At 42.7% G+C, this 16,558-nt stretch carries 16 protein-coding genes and 1 rRNA gene; 14 read left to right on the forward strand and 3 right to left on the reverse strand.

Features of this window, described 5'->3' with window-relative positions; genetic code table 11:
- Positions 1–40: 40 nt before the first annotated feature.
- Positions 41–1,750 (reverse strand): APC family permease, encoded by a 1,710-nt coding sequence (locus HM003_02975; protein MBX5328304.1) that lies wholly within the window; start codon positions 1,748–1,750, stop codon positions 41–43.
- Between the two features lie 124 nt (positions 1,751–1,874).
- Here HM003_02975 and HM003_02980 point away from each other — a divergent pair, with 124 nt between their 5' ends.
- From HM003_02980 to HM003_03005, 6 genes are all read left to right on the forward strand, one after another.
- Entirely contained in the window at positions 1,875–2,849 is a 975-nt protein-coding gene (locus HM003_02980) for a phosphoesterase (protein MBX5328305.1), read from the forward strand.
- 12 nt (positions 2,850–2,861) lie between these two features.
- Positions 2,862–3,791, forward strand: coding sequence for a hypothetical protein (locus HM003_02985; GenBank protein ID MBX5328306.1), 930 nt, complete (start codon positions 2,862–2,864; stop codon positions 3,789–3,791).
- Between the two features lie 179 nt (positions 3,792–3,970).
- Positions 3,971–4,363 carry a hypothetical protein gene (locus tag HM003_02990; protein MBX5328307.1) on the forward strand — a complete coding sequence of 131 codons (393 nt, stop codon included), beginning with the start codon at positions 3,971–3,973 and terminating at the stop codon, positions 4,361–4,363.
- A gap of 114 nt (positions 4,364–4,477) precedes the next feature.
- Positions 4,478–4,597 (forward strand): 5S ribosomal RNA (gene rrf / locus HM003_02995).
- An 84-nt stretch (positions 4,598–4,681) separates the two neighbouring features.
- A complete protein-coding gene (locus HM003_03000; protein ID MBX5328308.1) occupies positions 4,682–5,821 on the forward strand; it encodes a DUF1512 domain-containing protein in 1,140 nt (379 codons plus the stop codon).
- Positions 5,822–5,834: 13 nt separating this feature from the next.
- Positions 5,835–6,236, forward strand: coding sequence for a hypothetical protein (locus HM003_03005; GenBank protein ID MBX5328309.1), 402 nt, complete (start codon positions 5,835–5,837; stop codon positions 6,234–6,236).
- On the opposite strand, the gene HM003_03010 is transcribed toward HM003_03005, so the two are convergent.
- Positions 6,233–7,138: a type II methionyl aminopeptidase gene (locus tag HM003_03010; protein ID MBX5328310.1), complete on the reverse strand. Its 906-nt coding sequence runs from the start codon at positions 7,136–7,138 to the stop codon at positions 6,233–6,235. The two genes, HM003_03005 and HM003_03010, sit on opposite strands and share 4 nt — an antisense overlap.
- Before the next feature lie 74 nt (positions 7,139–7,212).
- On the opposite strand from HM003_03010, the gene HM003_03015 reads away from it, so the two are divergent.
- Complete coding sequence (locus HM003_03015; protein ID MBX5328311.1) at positions 7,213–7,884, forward strand: metal-dependent hydrolase; 672 nt, start codon at positions 7,213–7,215, stop codon at positions 7,882–7,884.
- Between the two features lie 13 nt (positions 7,885–7,897).
- Here the strand turns inward: HM003_03015 and HM003_03020 are convergent, their stop codons facing one another.
- A complete protein-coding gene (locus HM003_03020; GenBank protein MBX5328312.1) occupies positions 7,898–8,455 on the reverse strand; it encodes a flavin reductase family protein in 558 nt (185 codons plus the stop codon).
- A gap of 155 nt (positions 8,456–8,610) precedes the next feature.
- On the opposite strand from HM003_03020, the gene HM003_03025 reads away from it, so the two are divergent.
- The 7 genes from HM003_03025 to HM003_03055 all read left to right on the forward strand — a co-directional run bounded on the left by HM003_03025 (position 8,611) and on the right by HM003_03055 (position 16,550).
- On the forward strand, positions 8,611–9,069 hold the full coding sequence (locus HM003_03025; protein ID MBX5328313.1) for a hypothetical protein: 459 nt from the start codon (positions 8,611–8,613) through the stop codon (positions 9,067–9,069).
- A gap of 186 nt (positions 9,070–9,255) precedes the next feature.
- Complete coding sequence (gene trpS / locus HM003_03030) at positions 9,256–10,365, forward strand: tryptophan--tRNA ligase (protein MBX5328314.1); 1,110 nt, start codon at positions 9,256–9,258, stop codon at positions 10,363–10,365.
- A gap of 192 nt (positions 10,366–10,557) precedes the next feature.
- Positions 10,558–12,084, forward strand: a complete 1,527-nt coding sequence (locus HM003_03035; GenBank protein MBX5328315.1) for a phenylalanine--tRNA ligase subunit alpha — start codon at positions 10,558–10,560, stop codon at positions 12,082–12,084.
- The gene (locus HM003_03040; protein MBX5328316.1) at positions 12,075–13,748 is read left to right on the forward strand and encodes a phenylalanine--tRNA ligase subunit beta; all 1,674 of its coding nucleotides are present in this window, start codon (positions 12,075–12,077) and stop codon (positions 13,746–13,748) included. The genes HM003_03035 and HM003_03040 overlap by 10 nt, the downstream gene beginning before the upstream one ends.
- A gap of 443 nt (positions 13,749–14,191) precedes the next feature.
- Positions 14,192–14,959 (forward strand): class I SAM-dependent methyltransferase, encoded by a 768-nt coding sequence (locus HM003_03045; GenBank protein ID MBX5328317.1) that lies wholly within the window; start codon positions 14,192–14,194, stop codon positions 14,957–14,959.
- A 92-nt stretch (positions 14,960–15,051) separates the two neighbouring features.
- Entirely contained in the window at positions 15,052–16,128 is a 1,077-nt protein-coding gene (locus HM003_03050) for a tyrosine--tRNA ligase (GenBank protein MBX5328318.1), read from the forward strand.
- A gap of 5 nt (positions 16,129–16,133) precedes the next feature.
- Positions 16,134–16,550, forward strand: coding sequence for a toprim domain-containing protein (locus HM003_03055; protein MBX5328319.1), 417 nt, complete (start codon positions 16,134–16,136; stop codon positions 16,548–16,550).
- Positions 16,551–16,558 lie beyond the last annotated feature (8 nt).

Genomic DNA, 16,558 nt, shown 5'->3' on the forward strand with positions numbered 1-16,558 from the left:
AATGACAATGTAAAAATAAAAAGAGGGAGGATATTTAAGGCTATTCTGGTGGGATGCTGAGGTACAGCGTCCGCATGTCAACGCCCTTTGTTGTGTTGCGATACATGAACCCTAGATACAACAGTATTCCCGCGATTATGCAACCGAAGAACCCAATTGCGCTTATAATGTCTGCAGTTTCTGCTCCGGTTGTAAACAGAGACCATATCCACGGTGACTCTTTTATGAAGATGTAAAGACAGAAGGCTCCGCCAAGTGTCGCAACAAATCCTAAAGTGACAACTGCGCCTATCGAATGCTTGACAGCTGCACGGTCGTAGATTTCCTTTCTTTCTAGCGGAAGCAACATGCAAGATATACAGAACATTGTTAGGAAGAACGCGTCAAAAATGTCTGTTCCGACGACACCTGCAAAAGCCAAATAGCTCGCTGCTCCTGCTGGAAAGTCAGCCTCTGCCATACATGCTGGAATGGCAAAGATAGCTGTGATTAATATTGCCCACACTGGGGCGTGCCATCTTTCGCTGACGTAAGAGAACTTTTCGGGCATCATTCTGTCAAACGACATGGCAAAGAAGGTTCTAGAAGCAACAAGCAGGAATGGTGGAATGTCATTGGCAACCCAGAGTACAGCACCTATCGCTATGAGCATTGGAAGCCAGCTTATACCCATGCCATTAGCAATTATAGATGCAAGACCAGTGCTCCACGCACCTTTGAAATTGGGTATGGCAGCATCTCTCGCGGCTACAACAGTACTTTTAATGCTGCTTGGTGGGTAACTTAGCCAAGCGTATGCTTGGAAAAAGCTCCATTGATGTCCTTCAGCATCCGTGTAAGGTTCTACATTCATTGCTGCAATTGCTGAAAGCGATGAGGCCAACAGATAAACTACCATTATGAGGAGCCCCGCGACCAAAAGCACTTGAGGAAGTTTTTTGTTCGCTTCTTTAACTTCGCCAGCCAAGAACGTTGTGGCATACCAACCCATGTAAGCCCAAAAGGCTCCACCAAGCGCAACTGAGAAGGCGTCAAAGAAGCCGACGGGGTTGGCTGTCATACCTGTGGCATTTGCAACTGCCTCGAACGTAGTTGGCGGGGCACCCATCACATTTTCAACGCCAGTTGCGATTGCTGTAGGATTCATTGCACCAGCTATCCACATCGCAAAGAATATGATTGTAATTGCTGCGGGTATATAGAATATGACTTCCATCAATCGTCCATACAGCTTTGTTCCTAGAAGCGCGATTACTGCAAATATCCAGACTATCACGAGACCCCCAAGGAAACGCCCAGCAACACCGAAATCAAAGGCTGTTGGAGCCATTGCAATGCCGAAGAATGTTTCGATTCCCTCGAAAACCGCGACACCAATTAATCCGTAGCTAAACGCTTCTGCAAGGAACATCAGCCATCCAGACATATAGCCTATCGACGGGTGGATAACTCTCGATATAGTAACATAGCCACCGCCCGACCTTGGCATCGCCGCCGCAACGTAGCCTGCTGCGTATCCAGTGATAAGCACGATGAAGCCGCAGATGAGGAATGCCCAGAATATTGCAGGAAGTCCTAATGGCATCCAATCCGTTGGCATTGGCATTGGTCCGGTGAATTGGAATGCGCGTTTCTGCCATCCTAAGCCGATGACATGGCTAAGGATGATGATGACACCCAAAGTGAATCCAATTTCTCTTACGAGTCCAGTTGCTTCCCTAGCAAAAAGTCCAGGCTTACTTGAGGCCATTTCTTATAATGCACCCAATCTCAAATGTTTTAATGCTGAGAGCATTTAAAACTTTCCATGGTAACGTATATTTTAAATAACTCGGCGATATTAAAAATAGTTGAATTTGATGGAGTATGCGTAATTGAGCTTTCTGTTTGGAAGGAAAAAAGAGGAAACGACTAAGATACTTTTTGCCACAGACATGCATGGGTCAGAAGGGTCTTGGAGAAAATTTCTAAACGCTTCTGCTATGCTCAAGGTTAATGTGGCTATTTGTGGCGGAGATTTAACTGGGAAAATGATTGTTCCGATTGTTGAGCAGAAAGACGGAAAGTACACTTATTACCTTATGGGTGGAACACACACTACAGACTCAGCTGGTCTAGAGAAAGCGTTCAAAGACATTAGAGGAATAGGCTACTATCCACACGTGACCAACGAAAGCGAATACGAAGAAATGACCAAGAACCCCAAAAAAGTGGACGAAGTCTTCCATGACGTTATGATATCAACACTGAAACGATGGCTCGACCTCATACCAGAAAAAGTTCCAAGCGAAACAAAAGTGGTTGTTTGCCCCGGAAACGATGACAGATTTCCAGTGGACAAGCTAATCGAGAAACACAAGAGCGTAATCAACGGAGAAGGCAAAGTAATCAAAATAGATGAAACTCACGAAATGGTAAGCTGCGGCTGGGTTAACCCCAGTCCATGGAAGACGGCTCGCGAAGAAGAAGAAGAAAAGCTTGAGGAAAGACTTGAAAAGTATATTTCACAGCTGACAGACGTGAAAAACGCCATATTCAACTTTCACGCTCCGCCATTTGAGTCCAAAATTGATGAAGCGCCACTGTTGGACAAAGATTTGAATCCAATCATACGAAGCGGAAGCGTCGTGATGGTTCCAGTAGGCTCAAAGGCTGTAAGAAAAATGATAGAAAAATATCAGCCCTTCTTGGGCTTACATGGTCACATACACGAATCTGCAGGTTGCATAAAAATAGGCAGGACGCACTGCGTTAACCCAGGAAGCGAATACGCCGAAGGAATAATCAGAGCGTTCTTCATAGAATTTAAAGGAGACAAACTCACTAGGTTGCAGAGAATAGAAGGTTAGAGGCAGTGCCTGATGGCTTGGCTGTTGGACAAAGAAATTAAAAGAGAATTACCGGCAGAATGGAAAGATGTAGTTCCAACCGAAGTTTTCATGCAAGAAGCAGAAAAGATAGTTGAAAAAGCCAACCAAAAAGACATACCTTTAAGAATCATGGGCGGGTTGGGAATAGCCATACGCTGCCGAGAATTCAGAGACTTTGCAATTAAGCTGGGAAGAGTTGGAACAGGCGTTGTCCAAGGGCAAGAATACAGCGACATAGACTTTATGTCGTACGGCAAACATAGAGAAAAAGTGAAAGAATTTTTTGGAGAAATCGGCTACGCAAAACGAAGAGCAACACTTTCTTCAGCAGCCTCTGACAGACAAATATATTACCATCCCAAAGGTTGGTTTTATGTTGACGTTTTTTTCGACAAACTAATGGTGGCAAACCACCCAATAGACTTCAAAGGAAGACTTGAGTTAGAATACCCCACAATCACGGCAACAGACATGCTTCTTGAAAAAATACAAATGTGGGAAGCCTTCAGCATCAAAGACCTAAAAGACTGCATGCTTCTGTTGAAAGCACATGACGTTAAAGAAAAAAACGAAAAAGAATGCATAGACTCTGCATACATAGCCAAAACCCTATCACAAGACTGGGGATTCTGGTACACAGCCACAACCAACCTTAAAAACCTCAAAAAATTCTTAACAGAAATAGACAAACTCGGACCAGAAACAGACATCGACCCCAAAAAAATCGAGGAAAAAGACCGACAAGAAATAACCAAAAAGATTGAAGCAATCTTGCAAGCAATAGAGAAAGAACCGAAATCTTTCGGATGGAAAATGCGGGCAAAAATTGGTACGAAGAAAACATGGTACAATCCTGTCGAGCGCCCCGAAACTGTAGGCGGATTCGGCATTTGGGAAGCTATAAGAAAAGAGGAAAGCTAAAAGTTAATGAAGTTTGCTTATGAAACCCTAATTCTTCATGAAATTCGAAGTATGTAGACGTTATTCTCTGCTTATAATTGATTGTATGCTGTAGAGACATTGGTGTCGTTGTTTTTATTCAGCCATAAAGTTTATAATATATCACAGAAAATAACTAAGTTTTTGTGGTTCCCATGGAAATGAAAGAAATAACGAGATACGTGTACATTGCTTTTGTTGCTATAGCAATCATAATGGGACTGGTCGTCGGCTATATGGCATACACTGCAGAGCTTCATTGGCTTGACAAAAGTGTTAGCGACACCAACGGATGGGTTATTTTAATAATGCTAATATTAGGAGTTATCACAGGATTGACTAGTATAACAGAGAAAGAAGTCACTCCATTCCTCATTGCAACAATTGCCTTGTTGGTAGCAGCCGTTGCAGACGTCTGGAGCCCATTAAGCAACATTCATGAGTTACTTTACTACTGGGCAAAAGCAATTCTAACCTATATCGTAGCATTCGCAGCTCCCGCCGCAGTCATAATAGCAGTTAAATCCATGCTTCCCATGATAAAAGAAAAGTAAAGCAACAACTTCTTCCTTTTTTTGTGTAGACAAATTCCCACCTAAGAAAATTGTTGATTCGATGCCCTTTAAAGCGAAAAGTTAATGAGCATAAGCTTAACGTGTATTCTGGGGTTTGCCGGTCATAGGGCGCGGGACCCACCCGATCCCATTCCGAACTCGGAAGTTAAACCGCGCTCCGTTCTCGGCTGTAGTGCGGTCTTCGGCCACGCGAACCCGGGAAAGCTGGCTGCCCCTTTCATTTAATCTGTTAATTTGGAGGAGAATTACCTAAAATTTATAACTAAGCGTTTGTTAGTCTTTTCGAAAGGTGAGCATGTGAACATATTCGCAGTGATTTCAGGTCTGCAAAATACGGTTACGCAGGAACCGTTTGGAGAATTCTCCTGGATTCTTAACTTACTTTTCTATGTCGTCTTCATAATTTTCATTTTTTATGGACAGAGAATTCAAATGTATGTTATGATTAGGGAAGTTGAAGGTTCACTTTATAAATTGAAGTACATAAAGGATGAAGGACGAAAAACTGCAATAGAAACGATAAAAGAAATTGGAAAGCCGCAAGTAGACCCAACCGTGAGAGTTGACAGATTTCTGGAATACTTCACGATATCGCCTCAAAGCCTCGACCCAGCTGGCGTTGTTTGGAAGCTTGAGCATATACTTGACGTTAGGGATGTCCGGTTTAAGGACGAAGTGAAGTTTATGGCTCCAGCCGCAGACGAAACGCAAGTCAATAATTTAGAAAATACTCTTGAAGCGGCAATGGCGTTAAACTACATTTACAAGGTGATAAGGCACTATTACTTGCTTGGCAAAAAGACGCTAAGCCTATACATTATAATGCAGTTGCAAATGATACTGCCCCTCATCATGCGAGAAGCAGAGGCCTACGCAAGCGCGTTAAAGGCATTCGCCTACGGACAACCAATCGGCGACGGTGCTGGCGCATTAGTGGCTGCAAAACTCATGTATGGACATGAGAAAAGGAAAATACCTAAAGATTGCGTTGTTGCAACCGTGCCAATAGAGGGACGCACAGCCTACGTGATAAAAGCTGAGGGGCCAGGTGGAAACGTCGGCAAAATTGGAGATGGAATAAGGACGGTTATTGAAGAGAATGAAGGAAAAATTGCAACGGTAATAATGATTGATGCCGCTATGAAGCTGGAAGGGGAAGAAATTGGCGAAGTTGCTGAAGGAGTCGGCGCAGCGATAGGCGGACCAGGCGTTGACCAATTCAAAATTGAGGAGTCACTTTTGAAGTACCGAATCCCAATAAACGCAGTAATAGTGAAAGAGGACATCGGCGATGCAGTTTCGCCCATGCGCAAGGAAATCTTTGAGGCTGTGGACAAGGCTATTGAGAGAATAAAGCAAGTCATTCTGGAGAAAACCAAAGAGGGCGACAAGGTTATAATCGCGGGTGTTGGCAACACGATAGGCATTGCACAATAAGGAGGCAAATGGAATGAGTAGAACACCACAAAACTCTGCAACTAAAATTTCGTCGTTCGTGTTAATAATAATCTTTATAGGATTAGCGTTGTCTTTGAGCGCGTTAATGGTTGCTCTTGCTTATTTTGGAAGTGGCAACGAAGTTTTGGCTGGATACTTCTTGTTGGTGGGTTTCTTGGGAGTAGCTTTATCTACGTATGTGTTGTTTCAGACAAGGAGGCGAATCATGCGTTTAAAAATTGAGATTCCCCCAGTGACGACCACAATTGAATGTCGAAAGTGCGGTTTCAAAAGTGTAAGAGAATTCCAGCGTGGCGATTACATTTTCAAAGAAGTTGAGCCTTGCCAAAAATGCAATGACAAGATGTTGATAACGGCAATTTATAGAGAAGTCAAAGAAAAACTGGGTCCTTAGGTTAGGACGACACAGCCACTTTGCACTATTAAGACAGTGTGTTCTGCTTGAGCCACGGGTTTTCTGCTTATTTCAACAAAGATTGGATAGCTCATGATTGCTTTTGAAGCTAATAGTTCTCGGAACGCGTCTCGATGATGCTCATTTGGCACTACGTCTTTTAGCCAACGTTCAGCGAAGGGTAAGGTTCTGAAGTTTTCCTCGATGTATTTCATAAGTTGCTTTGCATATGGGTTTTTTACAGATTTAGATTTGAGAAAACGGAAAATTGTGGCTTCATCTCCATCTTCAACGCGTCCCACAGCGTCTGACAAAGTCACGAATGGCTCAATGGCGTAAACTCCGCCCAACTTGATTTTTGAAAAAGACAATTGTGAAACATTCGGCACAGAAGTGCCAGCATGCACCAGGTATCGTCCTACTGAGTGCCCCGTCAAGTTTGAAATCGGTTTTAAGCCGCGTGATTTTATAGTTTTTTCAATAATTTCGCCTAATTTGGATGTGGGCATTTCTGGGCGAATGTTATCTATGGCTACTTTTAAGGCTTGTTCAGCCGTTTCTACAAGGATTTTATATTCTGGGTTGAAGGATACTGTGAATGCGGTGTCGGTTACGTAACCATCCACGTGAACGCCGATGTCTACTTTAACAATAGAGTTTCTGGGAATTTTTGTGGTGTCGTTTCGCGGCGACGTGTAATGCGCGGCTATTTCATTCACTGAAACATTGCATGGAAACGCTGGTTTTCCACCTTTTTCTCGTATAAGCGCTTCGGCTTTTTCGCAGATTTCTATTATTGGCATGTCTTCGCGAACGAAGCTTATCATTTCTTCTCGTGTTTCGCGGAGGATTTTTCCAGAAAGTTGAAGCTTTTCAAGGGCATCTTTATCGTGATTATTCATTAATTTCACACTTTACTTTTAATAACGCTAACAGTGTTATAATTTAAAAGGGTTTAGTGGTGAGGTGAAAATGGTTGGCTAAAGTAACGTGGTTTGGGCATGCTGCATTCAAAATTGAAATTGCCAACAAAATTGTATTGGTTGACCCGTGGCTTGATGGAAACCCAACATCGCCAGTTAAGGCTTCAGAAATTACTAAAGCAGACATAGTTTATGTTACGCATGACCACGGCGACCATTTAGGTGATGCAATAAACATCTGCAAGAGAACAGGGGCGACTTTCGTGGCTAACATTGAACTTGGCGATTTTGCAAAAGAAAACGGTGTCAAAACCGTGGAAGGATTGAATATTGGCGGAAACGTGGAAGTCAAAGGAATAAGGCTTCTGGTAACTCAAGCCTTGCATACGGACTCGCGTGGTGCACCGACCGGTGTTATAATTGAGGGTGAAGGAAAAAGAGTTTATCATGCTGGAGACACGGGGCTTTTTGGAGACATGAGCCTAATCGGCGAGTTATACAAGCCTGATTTGGCTTTGATTCCGATAGGCGGTTACTATACTATGGGTGCTAAGGAAGCAGCGGAAGCTGTTAAAATGCTTAAACCTAAGGCGGTCATTCCGATGCATTATAAGACGTTTCCGGTTCTGGCGCAGTCAGCTGGTGAATTCGCAAAGATTGTTAAAGAGAAAGTGCCGAAAGTGAAAGTGGTGACGCTTAAGCCTGGCGAAAGCTACCAGTTCTAGCTTAGCAATGCTTTCAAAGTTTAGGCGTTAAGACTTTAGGGTCAATTGTTGCGAATTCGTTTCCGCCTAGGTGGAACACCATTTTTACTTTTTCTAGGTTATATGTTTCAGCGAAAGCATCAGCATCTACGTAGGCGTCGAGTATTTCGCCAATGAATATTGTGTGGTCGCCAGCTGTGAATTGACTGTAAAGTTTGCATTCCAAATGTGCTACGCATTCTTTTATTGCTGGCGACTTCACTTTTTTCGCTGGTAAAGGCGTTAAGCCGGATTCTTTGAATTTGTCATGGTCTCTGCCGCTGACTCTACCGCAGAACAGTGTCTCTCTTAGGATGTCAACTGTCGGGATATTCACAACAAACTCTTTTGTTTCTTCAATTAGGCTGTGTGAGTGTCTTCGTGGTGAGATGCTTATTGCGACTAATGGCGGGTTAATTGACGTTGGCATTGCCCACGCTAAGGTTATAATGTTTGGTTTTCCACTTTTGCCGATGCAGGAAACAAGCACTGTGTGCATGGGATGTAGCAGTCTGGAAGCTGAGGAAGGATTAACGTTAACCTTTTCAGACATGGCTATTACCTCAAACAGGCATATCTGAAGTTTACGTTTTATTGGTATTTTTAGACATCTATTAAGTTTTGTTATGACGTTTTCGTGCAGTTGACAATTTCCCTAATCGGAAGCGCTCATAAGATTCAAATATCCCATGCCCTAACAAGACACACATGTCATTCAAGTATGAATCTCCAGAATTTTCAGACGAGCTGAAGAAAAGAATAAACGCTAACGTGGAGTATCGTGAAAAAGCCAAGGGAATGAACTGGAAAACGCTGGTTATCGTTAAAGAATTGCCTTTTGCTACGTTTTCAAAGTTTCAGAATGGAGAGCTTATCGAAAGAAAGCATGTGCCTTCCAGCGAAATTGAAGAACATCGAAAAATAAGCGATTTTGTTGTGGAAATTCCCACTTATGAATTATCTATTGAGGTAGTTACGGGTAGAAAATCTTTGGAGTCGCTTTACTTCAACAAAATTGTGAAGTTGGATGGTTCGCTTTTTAAGGTGTTGCAGTATAGAGGCGCCATGGAAATGGTCAGCAAAATAACTGCAGAGCTGGTTAAGGATTCCGTGATTCCTTCAAAGGAAGAGTTCGCCGAAATGTTGCGAGAGCGTGGTTTGCTCTAAACAAGTCAACGTGTGGAATATTCTTCCAGAAAGTTTAAACGTCGCTTGAGAGCATTTTTAATGGGGAATGCGTTGGACTGGCATTAACCCTTGCCAAAATTCTCTCTGTTTTTGTAGCGTATGCACTTAACTTTAAAAACCTTCTAGCCTTTATATGCTCCTTTAACGTCTATGGAGGAGAAACTCTTGCAACAAGACCCTAGCAAGAAAACGGTGCTTGACCCCTTTGGAACAAGCGTAATCGCTGACTACGAACGCCTATACAAGGAGTTTGGAATTGAGCCGTTTAAGCCGTTCTTATCGAAAGTGTCTAATCCTTCGCTTTACATGAGACGCGGCGTGGTTTTTGGGCACCGTGACTTCGAAAGAATACTGAATGCAATGAAGAAACATGAGGAATTTGCAGTTTTAAGCGGCATAAAACCTTCCGGCGAGTTTCACCTTGGCACGTTAATGACTGCGAAGGAAATCATTTATTTCCAGCAGCAAGGCGCACAGACGTTTTATTGCATTGCAGACATTGAATCCTACGAGGACAACAAGGTTCCGTTTGAAAAAAGCGAAAAAATAGCCGTTGACAACGTGGCGGATTTGCTTGCGCTTGGATTAGACCCGAAAAAAGCGTACATTTACCGTCAATCCAAAGAAAATCATGTAAAGGATTTGGCAATAGTTTTCGGAAGAGCCGCAACATTAGCTACGATGAAGGCAATCTACGGTGAACGAAACATAGGCTTATACTTGGCTGCTTTAATACAAGCTGGAGACATTCTTTTGCCTCAACTTGAAGAGTTTGGAGGACCAAAACCCACAGTTATTCCAGTCGGCGTTGACCAGGACCCACACATTCGCTTCACTAGAGACCTTGCCCAAATATTCTACAAGAAATACGGTTTTATTCTTCCATCATCGACTTATCACAAGCTTATGAAGGGTTTGGATGGTTCTCCGAAAATGAGCAAACGCTTGATGAACTATTTCACTTTGCATGACAAGCCTGAAGTGATTGCGCAGAGAATCTCAAATGCCTTTACTGGGGGGAGAGCAACAATCAAAGAACAACGTGAGCTCGGCGGAGTTCCCGAAATTTGTCCTGTTTACGAAGTTTGCATGTTCCACTTTGTCGAAGATGATGAAGAAATCATAAGGGTTTACAATGATTGTAAAACTGGAAAACTTCTCTGTGGCGAGCATAAGAAACAAACAATTGACATTGTTACGAGGTTTGTGAAGGAGCATCAACGCAAAAAGAAGCAGTTTATCGACAAAGCGAAGGAAATTCTGAATGTTGAATGATAAGAGGGCGAAATAAACATTAAATAATTCTTTGTATATTCCGTTATGTGCGGTGAAGTGATGCCTCGCCAATTTATATAAGAAAGCGAATGTTTTCTAACCGAAAAACAGCGAGGACCACGCATACTTTTATTAAAACAATAACAACTACATTACAAACTTCACTTAGCCACGTTCATGAAGGGGAAAAGCATGGTTGACCTCAGAGAGCACGAACGTAAAACGCTTCTGGCTTTAGAAAAGCTTGGAGGAAAAGCCTCAGTTGAGCAACTAATAGCCGAAAGCGGATTGTCAAACGCTGCAGTAATGCGTGCAGCACTGACAATGCAAGAAAAAAAGCTCACTAAAATAAACGAGAAGAAGCAGACAATTGCAAAGCTTAGCAAAGAAGGGGCATTATATGCCAAAAAGGGATTACCGGAACGCAGAATCTTAAACGTTCTTTATAACAAAGGCTGCGAAACTGCAATTTCTACCATTGCGAAGGAAGCAGACGTTCCTTCCGACACAGTTTCTGTAGCGTTAGGTTGGCTTGTGCGGAGAAAATGGGCTGTAATAAACCAGAAGAACCATACGCTTGCCATCGCCCAAGACATTTTAGCTCAGAAACCATCCAAAACTGATGAAGAAAAACTTCTCGAGATTCTAGCGGAAAGAAAATCGGTGGTTGTTGAAGAGTTGGACAAGCGGCTTCAAGATGCTGTTGCCTTGCTGAAGCGTCGTAAGCTTATGGAAACAAAGGAGAAGTCAATTTACGAGTTGGAGCTAACGGAAGAGGGAAGGAAGCTAGTCAAAAAAGGATTAGAAATTATTAAGGAAGAAGTAACTCAGCTAACGCCTGAACTTATTATTACTGGAAAGTGGCGCGAAACAAAACTGAGAAAATTCGACGTTACCGCGCCTGGACCGGTTGTTTATCCGAGCAAAAGTCATCCGTTGCAGCAGATTATAAATCGTGTCCGCGAAATCTTTCTAGAAATGGGTTTTACAGAAATCCGTGGACCATTAGTTGAAACTGCCTTCTGGAACTTTGACGCTTTATTCCAGCCTCAGGACCACCCAGCTCGCGAGATGATGGACACTTTCTATTTGGCTAATCCTAAAGCTGGGAAACTGCCTTCAAAAGGCATAGTTAACGCGGTTGCTAAAACGCATGAAAATGGTTGGACAACGGGTTCTAAGGGTTGGCATTACAAGTGGAGTCATGCAGAAGCGAAAAGGCTTGTTTTGCGAACGCATACGACAGCTGAAACAATAAAGTATCTTTCTCAGCATCGAAAACCGCCAATAAAAGTGTTTTCTGTAGATAGGGTTTACCGCAACGAGCAAGTCACGTACAAGCATCTTCCAGAATTTTATCAAGTAGAAGGCATAGTCATGGATAAGAGCGTGACACTTGAAGATTTGATGGGCACGTTAAAGGCGTTTTACGCGAAAATGGGACTGAAAAAAGTGGAGTTTTGGTCATGCTACTTCCCATACACTGAACCTTCAGCTCAAGCAATGGTTTACCATCCCAAACTTAAGCGGTGGATGGAACTGTGCGGAATGGGCATTTTCAGACCAGAAGTCACTGCTCCCGTCGGCGTCAAATATCCAGTGCTCGCGTGGGGCGGTGGATTAGAGCGTTTAGCGATGATTGAGCTTGGCGTGGATGATATTAGAACACTTTATGGTAATCGCCTTGAATGGCTTAGGAGGACACCACTATGCCAGTGATAACACTTTACAAGGAAAGATTTTCCAAATTCATGGGCAAAAAAGTCACGATTGAGGAATTAACAAAGAATTTGCCATGGATTGGCTTCGACTTGGAAGAGATAACTGAAGATTACGTGAAAGCCGAGTATAACCCCAACCGCATCGACTTCTGCAGTTACGCGGGCGTCGCTAGAGCCTTGAAAGGATTCTTGGAATTGGAAACTGGAATGCCAAAATACACTTTGAACGCTCCGAAAACCACGCTTGTCATAGACAAAGCTGTCGCCAATGTTAGACCGTACATGCTCGCGGGCGTAGTTCGTAACATAAAGCTTGACGAAGACGCTGTTGTCGAGTTGATGGAGATTCAGGAAGACCTTCACTGGGGAATCGGCAGAGACCGCAAAAAAGCGTCTATTGGCATTCACAACCTAGACGTAGTCAAGCCGCCTTTAACTTTCACGGCTGTTGAACCTAAAAGCGTGAAGTTTGTTCCTTTAGGCAAGACTGAAGAGATGGATTTGAAGGAGATTTTGGAGAAGCATGAGAAGGGAATGGATTATCGCCATCTTGTGGACTGGTCGTCAACGTATCCATTGTTAATTGACAAGGACGGCGCTGTTCTTTCGATGCCTCCAATAATAAATGGCGAATTAACGAGAGTAGACGCTAACACGCGAAACTTGTTTTTGGATGTTACTGGCACAAGCTATGAGGCTGTTGAAAAAAGCTTGAATATTTTAGCTACAGCTTTAGCGGACATGGGCGGCACGCTTGAAAAGGTTAACGTGAAATACTCTGACCGCACTGTGGTTTCGCCAAACCTTGACGCTGAAAAAATGAAGTTGAGAGTTGATTATGCAAATGAGCTTCTCGGTTTGAAGCTTTCTGAAGCAGAAACTATTAGGTGCTTGCGAAAATGCAGATTGGACGCAAAGAGAATGAGCAAAGGCGTCTTGGAAGTTTATTATCCCGCTTATCGAATTGACATACTTCACGAAGTGGATTTGGTTGAAGAGGTCGCCATAGGCTACGGATATTACAAGCTGAAGCCAACAATTCCTAAGGCTGTAACAGTCGGCGAACAGCATCCAGCCCACAGACTGGCGAACACTGCGCGTCAAATAATGATAGGCTTAGGCTTTTTGGAAGCCATGAATTTCACACTTACAAACGAACGCATCCACTACGAGTACATGCGAACCAAACCAGAAAACCCAATAAAACTTGCCAATCCAGTCTCCATGGACTATACAATAATGCGGCAATCCCTATTGCCTGGACTGATAAAAAATTTGGCTGACAACAAAAGCGAAAGCTTTCCACAGCGATTGTTCGAGGCGTCGGATGTTGGAAAAATAAATAAGCGAACAGAAACCATGTGCGAAAGGAGACTTCACGTAGCCGCAGTTTCATCACATTCCACAGCGAACTTCACCGAGATAAAATCAATTGTTGAGGCTTTTCTTGCGAATTTGGAATTGAAATGGCAAATAAAAGAGGCTAAACACCCAAGCTTCTTAGAGGGCAGAACCGCCGCCATAATCATCAACGGCAAACAGCTGGGCGTCTTAGGCGAGATTCACCCGCAAGTCCTAAACAACTTTGAACTTGAAAACCCAACAGCAGCATTCGAAATAGACCTAGAACCACTAATAAAAAAAATGAAACATAGCCTATAACACATTACCTTGGAAGAGAGTAGACTAACGGGTCAACCTATATATAAGGGAGGGCTAGTCACAAAAAAGAACCCATTTTTTCCAACAACCACTCAACAGTAGACAGTAATGCTTAACTTTTCAAAAACCCACCTAATCCTTTGGCGATGACAAATTCTGGAGCTTCCCAAATCCCACCGGCAAATCCATGAAGACGGACCCAACAAAGGCGACAAGCCAATGACGAAGGGTTTACCCAAACATGGGACACGGTGGGCGCGGGCGCAAAAATCCCACGCCGAGAGAGCTTAACCTAGAGGAGCGCAACGCTCCACAATGAAGTTAAGTGATAGGTTACGTGGGAAACAAACGCCCGCGAAAACAATCATCACTTTCCAGTCACACCTATAACATTTGAAAAATTCATTAGCCTTATCTAACTGGACATAAACAAATTAGTTAACATGAAAATATACCGGCACCCTCTCTACTACGAAATAGCATTCAGCTTCATCGACCCCAAAGAACAAGTCGACAATTTCGAAAAAATAATCCGTAAATTCAGTAAGATAAAAGTTAACCGATTCTTGGATATAGCTTGCGGACCAAGTCTACAGCTGAGAGAAATAGCCAGAAGAGGCTACAAAGCAATCGGGTTAGACTTGTATCCCGAAATGTTAGAGTATTTGAGAAAGAAAGCAAAAGAAGAAGGAGTGAAAATAGAAACAGTACAAGCAGACATGTACAATTTTAGATTAAAAAAGAAAGCAGACTTCGCGTTTATCATGATGGGCTCCTTGGATGCAGAGTCAAACGAAAAATTCCTATCACACTTGGATTCTGTAGCGGCTTCTCTAAACAAAGGAGGACTTTACTTCATCCAGAATATGACTATTGACTGGACACAGAGTGCAAAACAAAGCTGGAGCATGGAAAGAGATGGGATTTCGGTGGAAGCAACCTTCGAAACCCATCTTAAAGATGTTCTCAATCAGATTTACACTGAAGAAATAACTCTTGTAGTTAACGACCATGGAAAAGTGAAAAGATTTACACAAAGAGAAAATCTAAAGTTCATATTTCCACAAGAATTCAAAACACTCATAAAACTAAACGGCAAATTTGAGTTCTTGGGTTGGTGGAAAGGAAACTGTAACACATGGCATTTAGACCAACCTCTCGAAAAGGCCGAAAATTTGAATGACAACATGGTTCTTCTCAGAAGAAAGTGAGCACAGATAGAGTCAAGAAAAAGATTTTACCTTAATCTTTATGTTTTACTTATCTATAACTGTAAAGGTCAACACGCTGGCTGGATAAATATTTGGACATAGAAACAAAAATCGACCTAATCAAGAAGCCGCCAACAGAAGAAATCTTAACAGAAGAAGAACTAAGGCAACTTTTGCAAACGAATGAGCATCCTGGGCATTACCAAGGCTTCGAAATCTCCGGCTTACTACATTTAGGAAACCTAATAATTTCTGGTTTTAAAATAAACGATTTTCTCAAAGCTGGAATAAAATGCCAAGTCTACCTCGCCGACTGGCACAGTTTCATAAACAACAAGTTCGGCGGTGACTGGAACAAAATCCTCTCCGCATCAAAATACTACGCTGAAGCCTTCAAATTCTTCTGCCCCGGAGCAAAAATCGTCGTAGGCTCAGAACTTTACCACAACAACGACGAATACTGGCGAAACCTACTAAAATTCGCGAAACACATGACGCTCAGCAGAAGCCTCCGTTGCCTAACAATAATGGGAAGAAGCGAAAACGAAAAACTCGACTTATCCCAATATTTCTACGCGCCAATGCAAGCAGTTGACGTGAAAGAAATAGGCGCCGACATACCACACGGCGGAATGGACCAAAGAAAAGCCCACGTACTCGCCAGAGAAATCTTCCCAAAAATGGGATGGACCAAGCCGGTCGCAGTTCACCACCACGTGCTCATGGGCATAGCAGAACCCGTCAAACTCAAAACCAAAGACAAGCTCGAACAAGTTATCGCAAGCAAAATGAGCAAATCCAAACCATGGACCGCCATATTCATCCACGACACAGACCAACAAATAAAAGAAAAACTACGCAAAGCATGGTGCCCAGAAAAACAAGTAGACATGAACCCCATTTTAGACATGGCCAAACACGTAGTATTCCACGAAACAAAAACATTCAAAATAGAACGCCCAGCAAAATTCGGCGGCACAATTGAATTTGAAAACTACGAGGAACTAGAAAAAGCCTACGCGCAAGGCAAATTGCACCCGCAAGACCTCAAAAACGCAGTGGCAGAAGAACTCTCCAAAATCATCAGTCCCATCAGAAAATACTTCGAAGCCAACAAACAAGCAAAAGAATACTTAGAAGTGCTGAAAAAAGCTCAAATAACAAGGTAAACACCTTGTCAACACGCCTAAAAGAAAAAGAAGAGAAAATTCTGCAAATTCTATCATGCCTAGCTGAAGAATCAGCGAAAGGAATTCCAATAGTGGTGGAAGGCAAAAAAGACATTGAAGCATTAAGAAACATGGGCATCAAAGGAAAAATGCTCTCAGCAAAAACCGGCGGAAAAACACTCCTTGACGTAATTTCAGAAATAGAAAAATGTAGAACACGAGAAGTTATTCTAATGTTGGATTTTGACAGACGCGGAGAAGAATGGACCAAACGCCTAACACAGATACTTGAAAAAACCAAAATAAAAGTCAACACTGAATATCGCCATGCCCTCTTAAACCTCATAGGCAAAGACATAAAAGATGTAGAAAGCCTAACAACTTACATGGAAACGTTAAAGAGCAAGATTTGTAATTCATAAAGCTAATA

Source organism: Candidatus Bathyarchaeota archaeon A05DMB-5, assembly GCA_019685655.1.
Taxonomy (GTDB): domain Archaea; phylum Thermoproteota; class Bathyarchaeia; order Bathyarchaeales; family Bathycorpusculaceae; genus DSLH01.

Bases quoted from the DNA above. Each gene is read 5' to 3' on its own strand.
- HM003_02975 (MBX5328304.1), bottom strand. From the start codon at position 1,750: ATGGCCTCAAGTAAGCCTGGACTTTTTGCTAGGGAAGCAACTGGACTC.
- HM003_03040 (MBX5328316.1), top strand. From the start codon at position 12,075: ATGCCAGTGATAACACTTTACAAGGAAAGATTTTCCAAATTCATGGGC.
- HM003_03010 (MBX5328310.1), bottom strand. From the start codon at position 7,138: ATGAATAATCACGATAAAGATGCCCTTGAAAAGCTTCAACTTTCTGGA.
- HM003_02990 (MBX5328307.1), top strand. From the start codon at position 3,971: ATGAAAGAAATAACGAGATACGTGTACATTGCTTTTGTTGCTATAGCA.
- HM003_03045 (MBX5328317.1), top strand. From the start codon at position 14,192: ATGAAAATATACCGGCACCCTCTCTACTACGAAATAGCATTCAGCTTC.
- HM003_03025 (MBX5328313.1), top strand. From the start codon at position 8,611: ATGTCATTCAAGTATGAATCTCCAGAATTTTCAGACGAGCTGAAGAAA.
- HM003_03035 (MBX5328315.1), top strand. From the start codon at position 10,558: ATGGTTGACCTCAGAGAGCACGAACGTAAAACGCTTCTGGCTTTAGAA.
- HM003_02985 (MBX5328306.1), top strand. From the start codon at position 2,862: ATGGCTTGGCTGTTGGACAAAGAAATTAAAAGAGAATTACCGGCAGAA.
- HM003_03005 (MBX5328309.1), top strand. From the start codon at position 5,835: ATGAGTAGAACACCACAAAACTCTGCAACTAAAATTTCGTCGTTCGTG.
- HM003_03020 (MBX5328312.1), bottom strand. From the start codon at position 8,455: ATGTCTGAAAAGGTTAACGTTAATCCTTCCTCAGCTTCCAGACTGCTA.